Below are 19,442 nucleotides of genomic sequence, written 5' to 3'. Positions count from 1 at the left end.
GAGCGTTCTCCAAATCAATAGCGAACGTGCGTACGCTATTCTCGTCACATGTCACCGCGCCGCTCCGCCGCCGAGGCACTGGTCACCCGAGCCCGGATCCTCAGCCGTGCCGCCGCGATCGCGTCGGAGGAGGGCCTCGACGGCATCACCATCGGCCGCCTCGCCGACGAGCTGGAGATGAGCAAGTCCGGGGTGCACAAGCACTTCGGCACCAAGGAGACGTTGCAGATCTCCACTTTGGACAAGGCGTTCGTCGACTTCTGGGTGCGGTTCGTGGAGCCCGCCCTGGTCGAAGAACCCGGCCTGGGCCGCCTGCGCGTGCTGTGCGACAACTCCGTGCACTACCTCGCCGAACCGCTGCTGCCCGGGGGTTGTCTCCTCACCGCGGCGCTGAGCGAGTACGACGGACGCCCCGGCGCGGTGCGCGACGCGGTGGCCGAGGCGTGGTCGCGCTGGCAGGAGCAGCTGCGGGCCGACCTAGTCACCGCGGTCGAGCGGCGTGAGCTGCCCGAGGGGTTCGACGTCGAGCAGGCGTTGTTCGAGATCCTCGCCGCCGGTCTCGCGCTGAACGCGGCCATGCAGCTGCAGCACGACCCGGCCGCGGCCGGGCGGGCGCGCCGCGCGATGGAACGGGCGTTGAGTCAGTCCTGAACGGCGGTGGCCACGGCTCGCATGACCGACTCCAGGTCGCGCTCCCCCTCCGGCGTCTGCACGCCGTGCTCCAAAGCGCGCGTCATGAGCCGCAGGGGCAGGGGCCCGCTGACCAGCTCGGCCCACGCGTCGTGCTCGGCCTGGTAGGCGTCGGTCAGGTCCGACGGCGGGACCAGCCGCTTCGCCGCCGCGATGATCTCCGGCGAGAGCACGGCGATCTTCCGCGCCACCCCGTCCACCACCGCGCCGAGCTCGGCCGCGGGCACCGCGCGGTTGATCCAGCCGTAGGCGGCGGCGGTGTCGGCGTCCACCAGGTCCGCGGTGAGCAGCAGTTCGAGGGCGCGGTTGCGGCCGACCCGTTCGCGCAGGTACTGGGTTCCGCCGCCGCCGGGGACGATGCCCATCAGCACCTCGGTCTGGCCGAGCCCGGCGGTCTCCCGCGCGGCGAAGGTCAGGTCGGCCGCCGCGACGAACTCGGCGCCGCCCGCGCGGGCCTTGCCGGCGAGCTCGACGATCGTGACCTGCGGCTGGTGGCGCAGCAGCTCGCCGACGCCCTGGAACAGGTTGGCGCCGGAGCTCCGCCCGGCGAGCTCCTCCAGCCCGTCCATCTCGTCGAGGATGTGGATGTCGACGTGCGCCAGGAAGAACTCCGGGTTCGCGCTGGAGAACACGATCACGCGGACCGAACGGTCGTCTCGCAGCGCACCGAGCACCTCGTGCAGCTCACGGATGAGAGTGCCGCTCAGGACGTTGACGGGCGGGTTGTCGAGCGTGATCCGGGCGATGCCGGAGTCGACGGCGACGCTCAGGGTCTTGTACGCGTCCAGGTTCACAATGGGTCCCAGGTTGTCGATGAGCCAGTAGGTTTGCGATGCATACCCACACTGGTCCGCGACCCGCGAATGATCAATAACGCACTTTCGGAGCACCAAGGATCCCCATGGACACCACCCAGCCGACCGACGCCCCGCGGTTCAGCGTCGACTGCCCCAGCCGCCCGATCCTCGACCAGGTCGCCGACAAGTGGTCGATGATGGCGCTGGCGGTGCTGGAGCGGCCGACGCGGTTCAACGAGATCAAGCGGCAGCTCGACGGCGTGACGCAGCGGGTGCTCACCCAGACGTTGCGCAGACTGGAGCGCAACGGCCTGATCCGGCGCCGGGTTCTCGAAACCTCGCCGATCGGCGTGGAGTACTCCCTGACCCCGCTGGGCGAGTCGTTCCGCGCGCCGTTCCTCGGCCTGTACGAGTGGACCGTCGCGAACAGCGTCGAGGTCATGGCCGCGCAACGGGAGTACGACGAGCGGACGTCAGCCCGCTGACCCCGGCAACGGGTGCGTGGCTCCGGACTGCAGCCCGCCGAGGCTGAACGCGAGCACGCGCCGCCACGCCTCCGGTGCGGTCGCGGCGGTCTCCCGCACGACCAGAGCGTTCGCGAAGATCACCAGCGCCAGGTCGTCGGCCGTGACTCCCGCCCGCACCGCACCGGCTTGGCGAGCCCGGTCGAGCAACCCTGCAGCCTTCCCGAACCCGGTCTCGCACACCTCGGCCAGTTCCGGAGCGTCGTGCGTCTGGCGGCTGACGGCGTCGCGGAACGCCGGGTCGGTGGCCTGCTGCTCGCACAGGACCGTGACGTAGGTGACGAGCGACTCCCACGGGTCCTCGGCGGCCTGCGCCAGCGCGAGTGCCTCGCCCATCCGTTCGGCGACCAGCGCGGGCATCACCGCGTCGATCAACGCCTCCCGCCCGCCGACGCGGTTGTAGAGGGTTCCGGTGCTCACCCCCGCGCGCTGCGCGATCTCCTCCAGCGGCACCTCCAGCCCCTTCTCCCGGAACACCTCGGCCGCCGCCGCGACGAGCCGTTCCTGGTTGCGCCGCGCGTCCCTGCGCAACGGGGCCGTCCCCTCCGTGGTCACACCGGCCAGCCTAGAGGAACCGGAGCGGAAGTTGACAGCAACCTCAAGTTCTCGGATAAGTTGAGAACACCGTCAACTTCTGGAGTCGCTGATGTCCAAGACCATCGTCGTGCTCGGCGCCGGTACCGGCCACGGCCCTGCCGTCGCCCGGCGTTTCGGCCACGAGGGGTACCGGGTCGCCCTCGTCGCACGCAACGAGAACCGCCTCACCGCACTCGCCGGCCAACTGGAAGAGGAGGGTGTGGAGGCAGCCGTGTTCCCGGCCGATCTGGCCCAGCCGTCCGGGATCCCCGCCCTGATCGACGCGATCCGCGGCCACTTCACGCGGATCGACGTGGTCTCGTACGCGCCGCTGGACCTGAGCAGCTTCATGCCGGCCGCCGACCTGACCCCGGAGACCATGCAACGGCACCTCGACCTGTACTTCCTCACCCCGATCGCCCTGGTGAGGGCCGTGCTGGGCGAACTGACCGGCCGCGGCGAGGGCAGCATTCTGATCACCCAGAGCACCTCGGCGACCAGGCCGGCCCCGCACCTCAGCGGTGTGGGGCCGGCCATGGCCGCGACCCGCAACTACGTGCGGAGCCTCGCGCAGGAGATCGCGGGATCAGGCGTGCACGCGGCGACGCTGCAGATCGGGTCGATGATCACGGGCAGCGCGGTGCACGAGGCGCTGCGGTCGGGGGCGCTCACGCACGACACCGCCTTCACCGAGATCGACCCGTCCGACATCGCGGACGCGTTGTGGCAGATGCACGTCGAGCGCGACGTCTTCGACCGCGAACTCACTCAGAAAGCGGCGGTGCCGGCGTAAACCGTGCTGAGGCCCGCCTTGTCGGCCGTGGTCACCTCGACCAGCGTCCGGCCGTCCGCGGAGAACACCAGGGACGGGCTGTAGTTCTGCACCGGGCCGGGTGACCCCACCACGGGACCGGCGACGGTGACGGGTGCGGCCCGCTGCGTCCAGGTGCCGCCCAGCGTGCCGACGAGGATCGCCCCGCCGTTGCCGGTCTGCGCGGTGCCACCGGAGTTCACCAGAACCTGTCCGATGAGGACGATCGTCGATCCTTTCAGGACGATGGTCGGGGTGTGGCGGAAGTGCGTGCCGTTCGCGGTGACCGGACGGGTGCCTGCCGCGGTGACCGAACCCCAGCGCAGCCCGTCGGACGACGTGCGCAGGAACGCCGCGCAGCTGTACGTCGGGCCGCAGATCTCGTACGTCATCAGGAACGTGCCGTCGGGCAGCCGCCGCACGCCGGGCATTCCCGGACGGTCGGCGCGGTTGGAGACCGCGACGACGTCGGTCGGGGCCGTCCAGTCGACGCCGTTCGCGGACGTCGTCTGGACGAGCTTCTGGCTGTGGTTCGCGTCGGTCTCGTCGGCGTAGTGGGCGACCAGGCGCCCGTTGGACGCGATGGAGAACTCGGGCTCCCAGAGGCCGCCGGCGTTGCGCGCGGTGGCGAGGGTGCTGAGGAACTGCCAGGTCCTGCCCTGGTCGCTGCTGCGCCAGACGCGGATCACCATCGGCTGGCTCGCGCTGTGGTTGTCACCGCCGAACGACGCCGACCACAGCAGGGTGCCCGCCGGGAGGTTCCCGACGGGAGCGGGCAGTTCGTACAGCGTGCCGCAGCAGATGCCGCGGGACGCCGTCGCGTCGGAGATCGTCGCGATGTTGCGGTAGTTGCGGCCGTCGGTGCTCGAGTAGATCCTCGCGACGCCGTGCGGCCGGTCCGCCGGGAACGCGACGGAACTGGACACGTAGGTCCCGTTCGCCGCGCCGGAGTGCTGCAGCCGCACCACTCGCGGGTACATCCCGGCACCGACCTCGGTCCCCGCGGCGGCCTGTGCCGGTGTGACCGCACCTGCCACCGATAACACGCTGATCAGAATGGCCAGAAACGCTCGCAGACGCATCGTTGTCGCCTCCTGGATTCGGTCATTCGCCGCTGGAGCGGCGTTTTGCCTGGTGGTACTCGTGCGCGATCTCCTCGACGGGGATCGCGGCTGCGGGGCGGCGGTTGATGCGGCGGACTTCCTCGACCGGGAGCTTGGGCTGCCGGTCGGCGGTGAGCAGGCCGTTGGTCTCCTGCAACGTGTCGGTGAGCTGGGTGTAGCAGAACCCCGCCACGGCAGGGCTTTCGAGCAGTGCGGACGTGAGCTCGTCGTAGCGCTTGAGCAACGCGTCTGCGTCCGCGAGCGTGGCGTACCCGTGCCACTCCTCCCCCGCCTGCGGGGTGAAGCTCAGGCCGCCGTACTCGGAGAGCATGACCGGCACGCCGGGGATCCGGCCCTCCAGCAGGAGCCTGCGCCCCGCCGGTCCGGAACCGGCCAAAGTGGACTCGACGCGGGCGGCGTCGCCGTAGCGGGACAGCAGTCCGGCGGCGGTCGGGGTGTAGTCGTGCAGGCCGTAGATGTCGCTGACCGTGTGCTCCCAGCCGTCGTTGGAGATCACCGGCCGGGTCGGGTCGAGCGCCTTGGTCAGGTGGTACAGGGCCGTCGCCAGCGCCCGTTGCGCCGGGTCGGTGGCGATGTGGTCGACGCCCCAGCTCTCGTTGATCGGCACCCAGGCCACGACGCACGGGTGGCTGACGTCGCGCAGGACGACCTCCGTCCACTCGCGACTGAGCCGGTCGACCGACGTCGCCGAGAACGCGTACGTGCTCGGCAGTTCGCCCCACACGAGCAGGCCGAGCCGGTCGCAGTGGTGCAGGAACCGGGGGTCCTCGACCTTCTGGTGCACCCGCACGCCGTTGAAGCCGAGCTCCTTGACGAGCTGCGCCTCGCGGAGCAGTTCCTCGTCCGACGCGGCCAGGTGGCTCTGCGGCCAGTACCCCTGGGCCAGCACCATCCGCGGGAAGTACGGGGCCTCGTTGAGCGTGAAGCGGCCTTCGCGCACACCGGTCGTGCGCAGGCCGAGGTAGCTGTGCACGACGTCCGTGCCGGTCGGGCCGGAGAGTTCGAGGTCGGCGTCGATCAGCGTGGGGTGCTCCGGCGACCACAGCAGCCGGCCGAGCTCCTGGCGGTTCTCCGCCACCGGCAGGCTGATCGTGAGCCGCGCGCGCTCACCGCGCACGACCGCGGACTGCTCGGCGAGCACCTCGTCGCCCAGCCGCAGCCGCACGCCGAGCCGGTGGCCGTCCGGCACGCCGCCGAACCCGGCCTCCAGCTCCACCAGGCCATCGAACGGCCTCGGCGTCCAGCGGACCGAGTCGATCCACACCAGCGGCACCCGTTCGAGCCACACGGGCTGCCAGATCCCGGTGGTGCGGTGGTACCAGATGTCGTGCGGCTCGGCCCGCCAGTCCTGCTTGCCCCGCGGCTGGTGCGGGTCGTTGCGGTCCTCGGCCCGCACGACCAGCACCTGCTCGGCGCCGTCGCGCAGGGCGGCGGTGATGTCGGCGGAGAACGGCGTGTGGCCGCCCTCGTGCGTCGCGACCAGCTGCCCGTTGACCCAGACCGACGCGCGGTGGTCGACGGCGCCGAAGTGCAGCAGCACCCGGTGCCCGCCCGCCTGGGCGTCGAACGTGCGGCGGTACCAGACGACCGGGTGGAAGCCCGTGTCGCCGATGCCGCTCGCGGCCGACTCCGGCGGGTAGGGCACGGTGATCGTGCGGTCGAACACCGCCCCGATCACGTGCCAGTTCTCGTCGAGTCCGGCTTCGGCGTCGTCGTGGGTGAACTCCCACTCGCCGCACAGGTCGGTCCAGTTCGCCCGCGTCAGCTGGGGACGGGGGTGGGTCATCGGTGAGCTCCTTCGGATCCCGGCTCAGCCCTTGAGGCCGGTGCTGGTGACGCCTTCGACGATGCGGCGCTGGAAGAACAGGAAGAGCAGGATCAACGGCAGCGCGCCGAGGATCGAGGACGCCATGACGTCGGCGTAGCGCTCGCCGAACGAGCCCTGCACGGTGGCGAGTCCCACCGGGATGGTCATCAGCGCCGGGTTCGACACCGCGATCAACGGCCAGAGCAGGTTGTTCCACGTCCAGACGAACGTGAAGATCGCGACGGCGGAGATGGCGGGACGGCTCAGCGGCAGCACGATCCGCCGGTACAGCGTCCACGGTCCGGCGCCCTCGACCATCGCGGACTCCTCGATCTCGCGCGGGATCCCGTCGAAGAACTGCTTGAAGACGAAGACCGCGATCGCCGAGGGCACCTGCGGAAGGATCACCGCCCAGTAGGTGTTCAGCAACCCGAACGCCCCGAGCTCGCGGAACCACGGCACGATCAGCACCTGACCGGGGATCACGATGCCCGCGAGCACGACCAGGAACACCGACCGCTTGCCGCGGAACCGCAGCCGGGACAGGGCGAACGCCGCCATGCTCGCGCTCACCAGCGTCAGCACGACGGTGAGCACCGAGGTGATCGCGCTGGACAGGTACCAGTTCAGGATGTCGCCCTGGGCGAACAGCGCCAGGTACGAGTGCAGGGTGAGATCGCCGCTGCCGATGATCTCCGTGGCGCCTTGGGCCGCAGTCGTGTTCTCGACCAGCGAGGTGCGGACCGCGAACGCCGTGGGAAGGATCCACAGCAACGCGAACACCGCCACGACCACGAGGCACAGCAGGTCGAAGGTCCTCGTCGCGGAGACGGCGGGCCGGTGCCTGCCAGGCGCCGCTGCGCTGAGCGCGGTCATCGGATCACCTCGCGGTCACGGCGGCGGGTGGCGAGCAGCCAGAGCCCCGACACCAGGAGGATGAGCAGGAAGTAGAGCATCGACGCGGCGGACGCGGCGCCCACCCGGTAGTCGGTGAACCCGGTGTCGTAGACGTACTCCAGCACCGGTCGGGTCTCGGCGGCCCCCATGGTCATCAGGTAGATCTGGTCGAACACCTTCAGCGACGCGATCAGCTGCAGCGCCGTGACCAGAGCGGTGGTGCGGCGCAACAACGGCAACGTGATCCGCGTGGTCTGCTGCCACGGGCCCGCGCCGTCGATCGCCGCGGCCTCGTAGAGCTCGCGCGGGATCTCCTGCAGCGCGGCCAGGTACAGCACGAAGTTGAAGCCCAGCGTCCACCAGAGCGTGACGCCCGCGATCGACGGCATCGCCCAGTCCGGATCGCCGAGCCAGGCCGGCGGTGCGACGCCCACGGCCTTCAGCACGGTCGCGAGCACACCGCTGTCCGGCGTGAGGATGAACAGCCAGATCAGCGCGACCGTCGCCGAGGGCAGGATGTACGGCAGGAAGAAGGCGAAGCGGAACAGCCGGTTGCCGCTGCCGACCCGGTTCACCAGGACGGCGAGCAGCAGGCTCAGCACCACCAGCAATGGCGTGGTGTAGAGCGTGAACCGCACGGTGTTCCAGAGCGCGTCCCAGAAGTCCGCGCTGGCGAGGAGCGCCGCGAAGTTGCCGAAGCCGACGGCGTCGCCCAGTCCCGGCTTCACCAGGCTGGTGTCGAAGAAGGACAGGACGAACCCGTAGACCGTCGGCCCGAGCACGAACAGCAGGTACAGCACGCCGAACGGGGCGAGGAACAGCCACGGCGCCGTACTGCGCCGGGTGCGCGGAACGGTCTCGATGGAGTCCTGTGTGGACGGTGGTGTGCGCGGGGGCGCCACCGTGGCGCTGGTCATGGCGGTCCTCCGGTCTCTACAGGGGGCTGGGAGTGGCGGCGTACCCGGCGAGCGCGTCCCGGATGGCGCGGACCGCCTCGTCCGGGCCGGCGAGCCCTTGCCGTGCCAGCGCCACCTGCGCGCCGACCAGCGTCTGCATCGTCGAGCCGGCGCCCGCGTACCAGGCCGGCGGGTCGTAGATGGCGATGTCCTTGGTCGGGGCGGTGCTCGCGACCGGTTCGTAGTCGCGGAACCAGGAACCCTCCAGCACCGGCCGGTAGACAGGGAGGCTGCCGCCCTGCGCCCAGACGTCCGTGTTCTCCAGGAAGAACTTCGCGAACCCGAGCGCACGGCCGGGGCCCTGCCCGGAGTCGTTGCGGGGGAACACGAGCATGTGGCTGTCGGCGAACGCGGCAGGCTTGCCGAAGAGCTGCGGGATCGGCGCGAGCGAGAAGGGCACCTTCGAGTCGACGACCGTCGGAACCTGCCACGCGCCGTGGACGAGGAAGGCGCTCTGCCCCGACGCGAAGAGCGACACGGACGTGACGTCGGTGGCCGTGTCCGGGCTCAGCTCCTCCTCGGTCAGCTGCCGCAGCCAGCGCAGGCTCTCCGCGGCGGTCCGGTCGTCCATCGTGACCCGCGTGCCGTCGTCGCCCAGCAGCGGCGGGCCGCCCATCTGCGTGTACACCGTGTCGAAGATCCGCCAGTTCGACGACGGGTCGGAGATGACCGGGGACACCAGTCCCCACTTGGCGCCCGCCTGGACCGTGGCGGCCAGTGCCGCGCGGAAGTCCGCCTCGGTGGTGATCGGCTTCAGGCGACCGGCGGAGTCCAGCAGTCCGGCGCGGCCGCAGAGGTCGGTGTTGTAGTAGAGGACGAGCGCGCCGATGTCGACCGGCAGGCCGTACGCCTTGCCGCCGACCAGGCCGGACCGCCACACCGACGCGTCGAACTGCGCGCCGTCGATGCCCGCGCCCGCCAGCATCGCCGGCGTGAGCTCGGTGAGCAGTCCCGCGCGGACGAAGTTGGGCAGCCGGGACAGGTGGCAAACCGCGACGTCCGGTGGCCGTCCACCGACGATCGAGAGGGAGAGTTTTGTGTAGTACGGGCTGCCCCAGGCCAGCGTGGTCGCCTCCAGCGCCCCGGCGCCGTGAGCGGCCCGGTAGCGCTCGAAGATCGTCTGCGCGCGGGCACCGTCCCCACCGGACCAGAGGTTCCAGAACGCGACCTTCTCCGGTTCCAGCGGGGTCGCCACGAGTCCGCTCGCGAGCGGGCTGCCGCACGCGGCGGTCGCCAGAGCGGTCCCGCCGAGAGCCATCGCCCTGAGCGCCTGCCGCCTGTTGAGCGTCACCATCGAACGCCTCCACGCTGAGGTCGGTAGGTGGTCCGCGGCTCACGCCATCTGGGCGACACGCCCCGTTTGCCACGTGGCACATTCCTACCACGTGGCAAACTCGCAGGACAAGCACAACCAGGCTTTGGAGGAAAGTGACCGTGGCAGCTACACAGCGCGACGTAGCGCTACGGGCGGGGGTCTCCACACGGACCGTGTCGAACGTCGTCAACGACTACCAGCACATCAGCGAGGACGTCCGCCGCCGGGTGCTGGCCGCGATCGACGAGGTGGGCTACCGCCCGAACCGCGCGGCCCGCAGCCTGCGCACCGGACGCAGCGGCCTGATCGCCCTGGCCTTCCCGGAGTTCGACGTCGGCTACTTCGCCGAGCTCGCGCGCCTGGTCGTGCACGAGGCAGAACGCCGCGGCTACACCGTGCTGGTCATGCAGACCCTCGGCGAACGCGGCCGCGAAGCCGCGCTGCTGCAACGAATCGACCGCCAGCTCGTCGACGGCCTGCTCTTCAGCGCCTCCGCGTGCGAGCCGGAGGACATCGAGAACAGCGACACCGGCCCGCTAGTCCTGCTGGGAGAGCACGACATCCCCGGCACGGACCGGATCGCCATCGACAACGTCGCCGCGGCCCGCGCCGCCACCCGCCACCTCGTGGAACAGGGCTGCCGCCGCATCGCGTTCATCGGACGCGCCCGCGACTTCCGCTCCGACATGGCCGAACAGCGCATCGAGGGCTACCAGCTGGAACTGACCGCGGCCGCCCTCCCGTTCCGGCAGGTGGTGGACGTGGACGGCTACCACCGCGCGAACGGCTTCGCCGCCGTCACGGACCTGTTGGCGGCCAAGGGATCCGGCCCGGTCGACGGGCTGCTGTGCGCCAACGACCCGGTGGCGCTCGGGGCGATGCACGCGCTGAACCAGGCAGGGCTGCGGGTGCCGGACGACATCGCCGTGGTCGGGTTCGACGACATCGACGACAGCGCGTACGGGCTGGTGCCGCTGACCTCGGTGTCGCCGGACAAGCGGCAGATAGCGGAGTTGGCCGTGAGCCGGTTGATCGACCGGGTCGAGGGGGCGGACGTGCCGGGACGGCTGCACGTGGCCGGGTTCGAGCTGGCGGTGCGGGCGAGTTCGGCTCGGATGGGGAGCAACGGCGGTGGCGGCGGTGCCGGTGGGCAGTCGTAGCGGCTGCAAGCCCCGGTAGCGGCGGTCCCGCCCGCAGGTGCAACTCCCCCGCCGCCACCCATACGCCAATCGGCCGTCGCAGCCAAACCGTTGGAAGATCTAGGTTTGCGGGTGTGACAGGCCAGGGGGAACCTCACTTACGCCGTTTGTTCGAACCCGGCGTCGCCGTGCTGCTCGGCTTCGTCGCGCTGGTCGGCAACCCGTGGCTGAACCTCGACCTCGCGCTGTCCGACTCCGACTCGGTGCTGCGCGTCGCCACCGTGCTGCTCTCGTACCCGGCCTGGTTCGTCGACATCGACCAGGCGGGCCCGTTCTTCTTCTGGTTCGCCAACCTGCGGACGGCGTTGTTCGTGGCGCTGGCCGTCGCCGGGTTGAACAAGGTGTCGAGCTGGATCAGTGAGACGGCGGGCGGCAGGGGGTTGTTCGTCGCCACCGTGGGGATGACCACGCTCAGCTCGGTGGTCGCGGGCCTGACGTCCGCGCTCGTCTCGGTGACCCTGCTCGACGACCGGGCGACACTGCCCTACCTGATTCCCGACCGGCCGGAGGAGTTCTTCCTCTCCCAGCTCGGCACGTGCGCGGCGTTCGGCGTGGTGTTCGGGTCGGTGCTGGGTGCCGTCGTCACCAACCGGCGCCGGAGGCCGGCGAGCCGCGAGAACCGTGCCAACGCACCGAAGTCGTTGTGGTGAAGGGGATCCGATGAGCCGCCCTACCGCTTTCTCCCCCGACGACACGACCCGCTACCTGTGCGTCGCGGCCAGGACCGACGAGGGCTTCGCCGAGCGGATGAGCAAGGCGTTGCTGCACGAGGACCTGCACGCCGCCGCGCCGTCGGTCGGGTTCTCCCTGCGCGCCGTGCTGTTGCACGCGCTGGCGGGCATGAGGCAGCGGCGGGTGCGCGACTGGTGTCTGCTCGCGGCGACGGCGCTGGCACTGGTGATCTCTCCACTGTGGACGATCCTGGCGTTGCTGGTGGTGCTCCCGGTCTCCGGCGGGCTCGCCAAGCGTGCCGCGGAGTCGCGCCGGTTGCGCGATGTCGTGCTGGCGCTCATCACGCTCGCGATCCTGGTGCTGGTGACCGTGCAGATCGTGTCCGCGCTCGGCACCGCTCCTGAACCGACGCGGGGTCGTCCGCGACCGGAGCCGCCGGTCGACGACTGGCTGGTCGGCCTGCCGTGGGTCGCGTTGCTGATCGGTCTCGTCATGTACGCGCTGATGGTGTGGAGCGAGTGGCAGACGCGCCAGACGTTGCTCAGCGAGCTCACCCGGTCGGCGTTCCAGCCGCGGGAGGCGCCGCCGCTGCCGGCGAGCCAGGCCTGGTTGTCCGACCGGCTGGAGGCGATCGACGAGGCCGAACGCGGCAACGTGACCGTCTACGACGGCTTCACGCCGTTCATCGGCCACGGTTCGCTCGTGTCCACGTGGTCGTTCGCCCTGCCGTCGCTGCGGCCGGAGCCCGAGGCCGGCGAGGAGCAGGTCGTGCCGCTCGACGCCGTCGAACTGGTGACCCACGTGCGAGACCGGTTGGCGGGCATAGGAGTGGAGCCCGACGAGCTGCCGGGGCTGTTCCTCACCGAACGCGCTTTCGTCAGCGGCAACGCGCTCGTCATGCACCCCGCGCTGCTGCCCGAACGCGACCAGGCGCCCGTGCAGCATCTGGCGGGCGACGACCTGGCCCGGCTCGCCGCCCGCCCGCACGGCTCGGCGAGGCACTACCTCTGCGCGCAGGTGCCGTCGTGGGGCGGTGAGGTGGTCGCGAGCACGTTCCTGCACTTCTCCACCGACGGGCGGCTGCTGTACCTGCAGTGCGACCGGACCGTGCTGGGTCCGTTGTGGCAGCAGTACCACGACGTCGACCGGATCAGCCCGGTGCTCACCGCGGGCGCGGTGGGCCGCATGCTGGCCAGGGCCGCGAGCGGGCTGGCGGGTGCGGTGCCGCGCGCGCCGTTCCGGGTACTGCGGGACGCGACCTTCCACTGGCGGTGGCAACGGCACCGCACGGTCGAGCGCGCGATCGCCGATCAGGACCTCGGGTACAGCTACGGCGCCCGGTTCAGCGTCCGCGAGGAGGCCACGGACACCAACTACCACAACTACTTCCAGAAGACCGACGCCGCCAAGCACCTCAAGCTGATCGAACGGCACGTGCTGGCCGCGCTGCTCGACTTCCTCGACGAACGCGGTGTGGACACCACGGAGTTCCGCAACCGCCAGATGACCATCCTCAACCAGGGCATCATCCAGACCGGCGGGATCAGCAACGTGGGCAACCAGGCGGTCGGCAGCGAGGCCACCGCGACCGCGCACTTCGCCCCACCCGAGCCCGCCACCCCGAAACCGCAGTGACCGAAGGGAAACCCATGCCCGACAGCTCCCCGAACTACGGCGTCCAGCAGTTCGGCGGGGTGAGCAACGTGGGCAACCAGGCAGTGGGCCAGAACGCCCGCGCCATCAGCCACGGCCTCCAGTTCACCGCCTCACCGGCGACGAACGAACTGGTGGCCGAGCTGATGACGTTGCTGGAACGCCACCGCGCCGAGCTCCCCGACGAGGTCGACGAGGCCGCGGAGGAGCTCCAGGACGAGCTGGAGTCACCCGAACCCGACAAGGGCGTGATCGCACGGGTGCTGGAGCGGATCAACGGGATGGTGAAGCCCGTCGCGCCGCTCGTGGAGACCGTCGGGGAGCTGACCAAGGCGGTCGAGTCGTTCGGCGGGGCGTAGGGAGCGTCGAAGTCCGGCCGTCGCGGATCGGACTTCGACGCAGAACCCTAGGGCGCCCAGGGGGCGTCGAACGACCAGCCGATGTCGGGAACGAGGCTCGCGGCCGAGTCCTGCGGACCGGATCCACCCGGCGTGGCCAGCCACAGCTCGCTGCCGATGTGCCTCAGGTAGGAACCGGGCAGGTTCCAGGAGGCCAGCCGCACACCGGTCGGAGCGGACTTGCCGCACCACGTGGCGTCGGCGCGCATCAGCGCCGTGCCGTCATCGGTGCTGATCTTCACGCGGCTGTTCTGGTGCCGCAGGTAGTAGCCGGGGAAGTTGCGCGACTCCAGGCTGTGGCAGCCGCCGGCGAGACCGGGGACGACCCGCCAGGTGGCGTCGGACTTCAGCAGCGCCGAGCTGCCCGCGTCGACGTGTTCGGTGTACCCCAACGCGTTCTGGTGCCGTGCGTACCGGTCGGTGAAGCCCGGTGTGGTGACCCGCAGCGAACGCGCACCGCCGGGCAGGGCGACGGGCGCCCCGTCGTCTCCCGCCGATCCGGGCACGGCGGCGAGCGCGGAGGCCCACCGGGCGGCCATCTTGTCGTAGCCGGCACGGCTGGGGTGCACGCCGTCGGCCAGGTCGGCGGTCGTGAGGGCCGCGTGCATGTCGACGAAGTGGACGCGGGATCCCTTGCCCCGCACCATGCCGGGGATGGTGGCGTTGTAGGCGTTGACCCTGGCCTCCAGGGCGGGGTCGGTCAGCGGGACCACGGAGGAGACGAACACGTCGGCGTTGGGCGCTGCCGCGCGGATGTGGTCGACCAGCGCGCTCAGCCGCGCCGGAGCGCCCGCGAGGTCGTGGTTCTGCACGATGTCGTTGGTGCCCAGGTGGAGCAGCACCGTGCGGGGTGTGGTCTCGCGGAGCACCGAGGTGACGATGGCGTCGATCTGGTCGATGCGCCAGCCGGGGTGGCCCTGGTGGTCGTGGTCGGGCAGGTCCGCCGGACCGTTGGACCGGTTGCCGACGAAGTCGACGAGGTGGCCCGCGGCGGCCAGGCCGCGCCACAGGTTGATCCGGTAGCCGCCGGGAACGTTGAACCCGTCGGTGATCGAGTCGCCGAGGGCGAGAACCCTCGTGCCGCCGTTGCTCTCCGCCGCGGTCGCCACACCCGTGGGCGCGAGCACCCCGAGGGCGAGGAGGGCTGCCATCAGGCCGGCCGTGCGTCGTCGCACCATGTCGAACTCCTCACTGCGCAGGGAAGAGCCGGGGTGGTCGCGTGGACCACCCCGGCCGGTGGGAGCTACGGAGCCCAGGGCGCCGCGATGGTCCAGCTGCTGTCCGCGGTGAGCGTCTGCGGCCGGTCGAAGCCCGCTTCCGCGTTGCCGGAGGCGACGTACACCTGGGACTCGAAGTGCCGCACGTACGAGCCCGGCTTGTTGATCGACTCCAGGGTCACGCCCGTGCCGCCCACTCCGGGTCGCGCGCAGAACGTGGCGTCGGAGCGGAACAGCGCCGAGCCGTCGTTCGGCGAGTTCCGCACCCGGCTGTCGGCGTGGCGCAGGAACTGGCCGGGGAAGTTCACCGACTCGAACGAGTAGCACGACGAGTCGGCGAGGCCGCGGCGGACCGTGTAGGTCGCGTCGGCCTTGAGCGTGGCGCTGCTGCCGCCGTTCACGATCTCCGTGTACGCCAGGCTGTTGGAGTGCCGCAGGTAGCGGTCGGTGTGACCCCACGTCGCGACCTGCAACGACTGGCGCACGTCCGTGGTGAGCCGCACGGAACTGCGCCACAGCGCCGGATCCACCGTTCCCCACGTCGCGTCGGCGGCGAACCCGGTCGCGGTGTCCCAGGCGTTGGTGCCACCGCTGCGGGCCAGGTACACGTTGTCCGCGTAGTGGCGCAGGTACGAGCCGGGGAAGTTCAGCGACTCGAACGACGTGCCGCCCGCGGCCAGACCCGTGCGGGCGCACCAGGTGGCGTCCGCCGCGAACGACCCGCCGGTGGACGCCTCGACGCGCGCCACGCTGCCGGCGTGCCGCAGGAAGCGGCCGGGGAAGTTCACCGACTCGAACGAGTAGCAGCGCGCGTCACCGAGGCCCGCCACCGTGCGGAACGACGCGTCCTGGCGGTCGCCGTCGGAACTGGTGGCGCTGACGACGTCCGTGCGCCCCACCGAGTTCGAGTGCCGCAGGTAGCGGTCGGTGAAGCCCGGCGTGGTCACCCGCAACGACCGCACGTGCCCGAGCGTGAAGTCGACCGGCGAGTTGAGGTTGCGCGATGCGGCGATCAGGTCGCCGTGCGCGGCCCGCAACTGGTTCGTGTCGACCTTCTGCACGCGCCGGTCGTAGGTGAGCAGGCCGTTGTACTCGCCCTCGACGTCGGTGATCTCCGTGTAGACGTACGCGGACAACCCCTTCGTCGTCATCAGCTGCTTCACGTCGCGGACCATGCCGGTGTAGCGGTCGTTCAGCTGGGCCGCGCTGAACACCTGCTCGTAGGCGAAGAAGTCGTTCTTCGGGCTGTACTCGTGGCCGGGCGAGCGCAGGCCGATCCCGCCGAACTCGCCGAGCACGGACACCCGCGTCGCCGACGGGCGTGGCGCGTCCGGTCCGGTGTAGATGTGCCAGTCGACGATGTCGCCGGTGCCCGGATCACCCTTGGAGGCACAGCAGTTGTAGCCGCTGTGCGCGTTGACGAGCCGGGTCGGGTCGTAGTTCTTCAGGTCCGTGGTGACCCGCCGGGTGTCGGCGAGGCTCCACTCGCCCCAGCCCTCGTTGAACGGCACGTAGGTGACAACGGCGGGCGAGAACCGGTGCTCGTCGATGATCTCGCGGGCCTCGGTCTCGAACTGCGCGATCTGCGCCGGCGTGCGGTTCGGGTCGAACGCGGGCGTGGACGGGACGTCCTGCCACACCAGCAGTCCGAGGCGGTCGGCGTGGTAGTACCAGCGGGCCGGCTCGACCTTGATGTGCTTGCGCACCATGTTGAAGCCGAGGTCCTTGTGCTTCTGCAGGTCCGACGCCAGCGCGGCGTCCGTGGGCGCCGTGTAGAGGCCGTCGGGCCAGAAACCCTGGTCCAGCGTGCCGATCTGGAACACGAACTCGCCGTTGAGGGTCGGCCGGAGCACGCCGTCGACGAGCTTGGTGCCGACCTCGCGCATGCCGAAGTAGTTCACGACCTGGTCGACCGTGCCGCCGGAGGAGTTCCGCAGCGAGACCCTCAGGTTGTACAGGTACGGGTCGTCGGGCGACCACCGCCGCGCGTTCGGCACCGGCACGGAGAACTCGGTGAAGCCACCGGTCGCGCTGCCGACGACGCTCGTGCCGGCCATCGCCTCCGCCAGCACGGTGTGCCCGGCGTTGTTGCCGCGGGTGAAGACCCTGACCCTGGCGGTGTTGTTGGACAGGTTCGGGTACACGTCGACGGAGAAGATCGACGTCGGCGCCGTGGGTTCGAGCCACACGGTCTGCCAGATGCCGGACGACGGCGTGTAGAAGATCCGGCTGGTGTCGTTGACCTGCTTGCCGATCGGCTGCTTCTCACCGCGGCCGTCGGTCGGGTCGTACACGCGCACGACGATCTCGTTCGTGCCGCCGTTGAGCTGCGGGGTGACGTCGACCTCGAACCGGTCGTAGCCGCCCTTGTGGGTGGTGACCTGGGTGCCGTTGACCCAGACCGTCGCCTCGTAGTCGACCGCGCCGAAGTGCAGCTGGACGCGTCTGCCGTTCCACGCGGGCGGCACGGTGAAGGTGCGCCGGTAGAACATCAGGTCGCGGTTGTCGTTGCGCATGATCCCCGACAGCGCCGACTCGATCGGGTACGGCACCAGCACGCGCTCGGGCAGCGTCTGCCCCAGCGGCGGTGCGGCGTTCCGGTTGACGTTGCCCGCCCCGTCGGTGGCGGGGTTGAGGAACTCCCACTCCCCGTTGAGGGTCTGCCACTCCGGGCGGGTCATCTGCGGGCGCGGGTACTCCGGCAGCGGGTTGGTGGTCGACACCTGGCTCGTCCACGGAGTGGTCAGCGGCGGTGTCTTGGGGACGATGGCGGCGGACGCCGGGCCGGCGGCGGTGGCGACGATGCCACCGGCGAAGACCAGGACGGCCGCCGCGCAGGCGACGAGGGAACGCATCGAACTCCTTCAGACAGGGACTGGAGGTGGGCACGACGACGTGGCGTCCCAAGAGGAACGCACGGGGTTCGGAAGGTGGCGACGACACCCTGCTGGGCGGATCGTTCACGAGATCGTAACTCAAGACAGACCGCCAAAAAACACCAGAAATCTGCGGTCTGAATCGACAAAGTCAACACGAGGAATGTTCGAGTGTGTTTTGCTGAGATCGTGAGAGCCTGACAGAAATCTGACCGGCGGAAGCATTGACGCCCGAATCGCCGGAACCCTAGCCTCAACTTGAGAGCGCTCTCACCCATCACCGAGCCGCCCACCCTGCACCGGGAGGTTCTCATGCTGAGAGCTGCGTTTCTCGCGTCCCTGATGGTGTCCGCCGTCGTCGTGGCCGTCCCGCCGGCGACCGCCGCCCCACCGGTCCTGTCCGTTGTGGACTGCGACTACTACTGCGACGACCGCGACCCCTCGCTCCCCCTCACCGCACGACGTTCCGCGTACCGGCCGGGTACCGGCGCGCCTCCGACGACCGCCGGCCCGCCCTCGACGGGCAACGCCCCGCCGGCCGCGGCGGCCGTCATCTGCAACAGGTACTGCGACGCCCGCGATCCCGCGCTCGCACCCGCCGACCGCCTCGCCCAGACCGTCGCGGTCGGCGGCAGGCAGATCTCCCTGCGCTTCAACGACACCGACGCGATGGGCTGGGCGGTCGTCTCGGCCGCTCAGCAGGGCGACGAGGTGTGGCTGGACCGTTCCTTCGACGCCGGCGTCAGCTGGGGCTCCGGCTCCCGGCTCGGCAACACGGCCGCTCCCGCGGGCTTCGGCACGTGGCGCACGATGATGTTCAACGTGGACGACTGGGTCGGCCTCGGAGTGGGCCTGCTGCGGGCCTGCGGACGCCCGGCCGGCTCGTCCGCGATCGCGTGCACGAGCTGGTACCGCACGACGTGGAACGCCGGTGAGCGCCGCACGGCAGCGGCCACCGCACTGATGGAACGTTACAACCTGAACACCGGTCTGTTCGACACGACCGGCTGGTGGAACTCGGCGAACGCCCTGAACGCGATCATCGACAACATCCGGGTGACCGGGATGAGCAGCTACCGCTACGCCATCGCCCGCACCTACGACCTCAACCGCGCGGCCTGGCAGGGCGACTTCATCAACGACTACAACGACGACGTCGCCTGGTGGGGCCTCGCGTGGCTGGCCGCCTACGACCTGACCGGCGACAGCAGGTACCTGAACACCGCCAGGGCCGGCGCGAACCACATCCACCGGTTCTGGGACTCGGTGTGCGGCGGCGGGATCTGGTGGAGCTCCAGCAAGACCTACAAGAACGCCATCGCCAACTCGCTGTACGTCCAGCTCAACGCCGCCCTGCACAACAGGATCCCCGGCGACACCACCTACCTGCAGCGCGCCAGGACGGGCTGGACCTGGTTCCAGAACAGCAAGATGATCAACGGCGCCAACCTGGTCAACGACGGCCTGAACTCCAGCTGCGCGAACAACAACCTCACGCCGTGGAGCTACAACCAGGGCGTGCCGCTCGCCGCGCTGGTCGAGCTGCACCGGGCGACCGGCGACGCGAGCCTGCTGGCCAAGGCGCGCACCCTCGCGGACGCCTCGACCAGCAGCACGTTCCTCAACCCCGGCGGCATCCTGTTCGACGACGGCGGTGGCGGCGACGTCCCGTCCTTCAAGGGCATCTACGTGCGCGGCCTGGCCGCGCTGAACAGGACGCTCGCCGATCACCCGTACACCTCCTACCTGCGCCGCCAGGCCGACACCGCCCACGCCAGGGACCGGTCCAGCGCCGATGCCTACGACCAGCCGTGGGCGGGGCCGTTCCAGCGCAGTGACGGCGCCCGCCAGCACAGCGCGGTGGACCTGATGAACGCCGCCGGATAGCGCGCTGGTGCGGTGACCACCAACCCTTGCCGGGTTGTGGTCA

At 70.4% G+C, this 19,442-nt stretch carries 17 protein-coding genes; 8 read left to right on the top strand and 9 right to left on the bottom strand.

The genetic code is table 11. The annotated features are described in order from the left end of the window. Positions 1–48 precede the first annotated feature (48 nt). Positions 49–651: a TetR/AcrR family transcriptional regulator gene (locus ACFWN2_RS01455; protein WP_382424128.1), complete on the top strand. Its 603-nt coding sequence runs from the start codon at positions 49–51 to the stop codon at positions 649–651. On the opposite strand, the gene ACFWN2_RS01450 is transcribed toward ACFWN2_RS01455, so the two are convergent. Beyond that, positions 642–1,484, bottom strand: a complete 843-nt coding sequence (locus tag ACFWN2_RS01450) for an enoyl-CoA hydratase/isomerase family protein (protein WP_382424127.1) — start codon at positions 1,482–1,484, stop codon at positions 642–644. The genes ACFWN2_RS01455 and ACFWN2_RS01450 overlap by 10 nt on opposite strands. 107 nt (positions 1,485–1,591) lie before the next feature. Here ACFWN2_RS01450 and ACFWN2_RS01445 point away from each other — a divergent pair, with 107 nt between their 5' ends. Then, the gene (locus tag ACFWN2_RS01445; RefSeq protein ID WP_382424126.1) at positions 1,592–1,972 is read left to right on the top strand and encodes a winged helix-turn-helix transcriptional regulator; all 381 of its coding nucleotides are present in this window, start codon (positions 1,592–1,594) and stop codon (positions 1,970–1,972) included. On the opposite strand, the gene ACFWN2_RS01440 is transcribed toward ACFWN2_RS01445, so the two are convergent. Beyond that, positions 1,961–2,566, bottom strand: coding sequence for a TetR/AcrR family transcriptional regulator (locus tag ACFWN2_RS01440; protein WP_382424125.1), 606 nt, complete (start codon positions 2,564–2,566; stop codon positions 1,961–1,963). The genes ACFWN2_RS01445 and ACFWN2_RS01440 overlap by 12 nt on opposite strands. A 91-nt stretch (positions 2,567–2,657) precedes the next feature. Here ACFWN2_RS01440 and ACFWN2_RS01435 point away from each other — a divergent pair, with 91 nt between their 5' ends. Further along, entirely contained in the window at positions 2,658–3,380 is a 723-nt protein-coding gene (locus ACFWN2_RS01435) for an SDR family NAD(P)-dependent oxidoreductase (protein WP_382424124.1), read from the top strand. Here the strand turns inward: ACFWN2_RS01435 and ACFWN2_RS01430 are convergent. The 5 genes from ACFWN2_RS01430 to ACFWN2_RS01410 form a co-directional block, all read right to left on the bottom strand. Continuing rightward, a complete protein-coding gene (locus ACFWN2_RS01430) occupies positions 3,356–4,435 on the bottom strand; it encodes an exo-alpha-sialidase (RefSeq protein WP_382424123.1) in 1,080 nt (359 codons plus the stop codon). The two genes, ACFWN2_RS01435 and ACFWN2_RS01430, sit on opposite strands and share 25 nt — an antisense overlap. A 67-nt stretch (positions 4,436–4,502) precedes the next feature. Then, on the bottom strand, positions 4,503–6,308 hold the full coding sequence (locus ACFWN2_RS01425; protein WP_382424122.1) for a glycoside hydrolase family 2 protein: 1,806 nt from the start codon (positions 6,306–6,308) through the stop codon (positions 4,503–4,505). A 24-nt stretch (positions 6,309–6,332) separates the two neighbouring features. Further along, on the bottom strand, positions 6,333–7,205 hold the full coding sequence (locus ACFWN2_RS01420) for a carbohydrate ABC transporter permease (RefSeq protein WP_382424121.1): 873 nt from the start codon (positions 7,203–7,205) through the stop codon (positions 6,333–6,335). After that, entirely contained in the window at positions 7,202–8,143 is a 942-nt protein-coding gene (locus tag ACFWN2_RS01415) for a carbohydrate ABC transporter permease (RefSeq protein ID WP_382424120.1), read from the bottom strand. Before ACFWN2_RS01415 ends, ACFWN2_RS01420 begins: the two co-directional genes overlap by 4 nt. 16 nt (positions 8,144–8,159) lie before the next feature. After that, positions 8,160–9,476, bottom strand: coding sequence for an extracellular solute-binding protein (locus ACFWN2_RS01410; RefSeq protein ID WP_382424119.1), 1,317 nt, complete (start codon positions 9,474–9,476; stop codon positions 8,160–8,162). Between the two features lie 140 nt (positions 9,477–9,616). On the opposite strand from ACFWN2_RS01410, the gene ACFWN2_RS01405 reads away from it, so the two are divergent. The 4 genes from ACFWN2_RS01405 to ACFWN2_RS01390 all read left to right on the top strand — a co-directional run bounded on the left by ACFWN2_RS01405 (position 9,617) and on the right by ACFWN2_RS01390 (position 13,380). After that, positions 9,617–10,657 carry a LacI family DNA-binding transcriptional regulator gene (locus tag ACFWN2_RS01405; protein ID WP_382424118.1) on the top strand — a complete coding sequence of 347 codons (1,041 nt, stop codon included), beginning with the start codon at positions 9,617–9,619 and terminating at the stop codon, positions 10,655–10,657. Positions 10,658–10,803: 146 nt separating this feature from the next. Further along, positions 10,804–11,346 (top strand): hypothetical protein, encoded by a 543-nt coding sequence (locus ACFWN2_RS01400; protein ID WP_382424117.1) that lies wholly within the window; start codon positions 10,804–10,806, stop codon positions 11,344–11,346. Between the two features lie 10 nt (positions 11,347–11,356). Beyond that, positions 11,357–13,003 carry a hypothetical protein gene (locus tag ACFWN2_RS01395; RefSeq protein ID WP_382424116.1) on the top strand — a complete coding sequence of 549 codons (1,647 nt, stop codon included), beginning with the start codon at positions 11,357–11,359 and terminating at the stop codon, positions 13,001–13,003. A 14-nt stretch (positions 13,004–13,017) separates the two neighbouring features. Then, a complete protein-coding gene (locus tag ACFWN2_RS01390; RefSeq protein ID WP_382424115.1) occupies positions 13,018–13,380 on the top strand; it encodes a DUF5955 family protein in 363 nt (120 codons plus the stop codon). Positions 13,381–13,427: 47 nt separating this feature from the next. Here the strand turns inward: ACFWN2_RS01390 and ACFWN2_RS01385 are convergent, their stop codons facing one another. Continuing rightward, positions 13,428–14,597, bottom strand: a complete 1,170-nt coding sequence (locus tag ACFWN2_RS01385) for an AbfB domain-containing protein (RefSeq protein WP_382424114.1) — start codon at positions 14,595–14,597, stop codon at positions 13,428–13,430. Between the two features lie 65 nt (positions 14,598–14,662). Next, positions 14,663–17,491, bottom strand: coding sequence for an AbfB domain-containing protein (locus ACFWN2_RS01380; protein WP_382424113.1), 2,829 nt, complete (start codon positions 17,489–17,491; stop codon positions 14,663–14,665). A gap of 333 nt (positions 17,492–17,824) precedes the next feature. On the opposite strand from ACFWN2_RS01380, the gene ACFWN2_RS01375 reads away from it, so the two are divergent. Further along, a complete protein-coding gene (locus ACFWN2_RS01375) occupies positions 17,825–19,399 on the top strand; it encodes a glycoside hydrolase family 76 protein (protein ID WP_382424112.1) in 1,575 nt (524 codons plus the stop codon). Positions 19,400–19,442 lie beyond the last annotated feature (43 nt).

Origin of the sequence: Lentzea sp. NPDC058436, from assembly GCF_042721515.1 — a bacterium.
Lineage (GTDB): Bacteria > Actinomycetota > Actinomycetes > Mycobacteriales > Pseudonocardiaceae > Lentzea.
The sequence above is the reverse complement of the archived record's forward strand: the minus strand, read 5'-3'. Positions and strand labels throughout refer to the sequence as shown.

Bases quoted from the DNA above. Each gene is read 5' to 3' on its own strand.
- ACFWN2_RS01375 (WP_382424112.1), top strand. From the start codon at position 17,825: ATGCTGAGAGCTGCGTTTCTCGCGTCCCTGATGGTGTCCGCCGTCGTC.
- ACFWN2_RS01395 (WP_382424116.1), top strand. From the start codon at position 11,357: ATGAGCCGCCCTACCGCTTTCTCCCCCGACGACACGACCCGCTACCTG.
- ACFWN2_RS01425 (WP_382424122.1), bottom strand. From the start codon at position 6,308: ATGACCCACCCCCGTCCCCAGCTGACGCGGGCGAACTGGACCGACCTG.
- ACFWN2_RS01380 (WP_382424113.1), bottom strand. From the start codon at position 17,491: ATGCGTTCCCTCGTCGCCTGCGCGGCGGCCGTCCTGGTCTTCGCCGGT.
- ACFWN2_RS01385 (WP_382424114.1), bottom strand. From the start codon at position 14,597: ATGGTGCGACGACGCACGGCCGGCCTGATGGCAGCCCTCCTCGCCCTC.
- ACFWN2_RS01420 (WP_382424121.1), bottom strand. From the start codon at position 7,205: ATGACCGCGCTCAGCGCAGCGGCGCCTGGCAGGCACCGGCCCGCCGTC.
- ACFWN2_RS01415 (WP_382424120.1), bottom strand. From the start codon at position 8,143: ATGACCAGCGCCACGGTGGCGCCCCCGCGCACACCACCGTCCACACAG.
- ACFWN2_RS01445 (WP_382424126.1), top strand. From the start codon at position 1,592: ATGGACACCACCCAGCCGACCGACGCCCCGCGGTTCAGCGTCGACTGC.
- ACFWN2_RS01455 (WP_382424128.1), top strand. From the start codon at position 49: ATGTCACCGCGCCGCTCCGCCGCCGAGGCACTGGTCACCCGAGCCCGG.
- ACFWN2_RS01410 (WP_382424119.1), bottom strand. From the start codon at position 9,476: ATGGTGACGCTCAACAGGCGGCAGGCGCTCAGGGCGATGGCTCTCGGC.
- ACFWN2_RS01390 (WP_382424115.1), top strand. From the start codon at position 13,018: ATGCCCGACAGCTCCCCGAACTACGGCGTCCAGCAGTTCGGCGGGGTG.
- ACFWN2_RS01435 (WP_382424124.1), top strand. From the start codon at position 2,658: ATGTCCAAGACCATCGTCGTGCTCGGCGCCGGTACCGGCCACGGCCCT.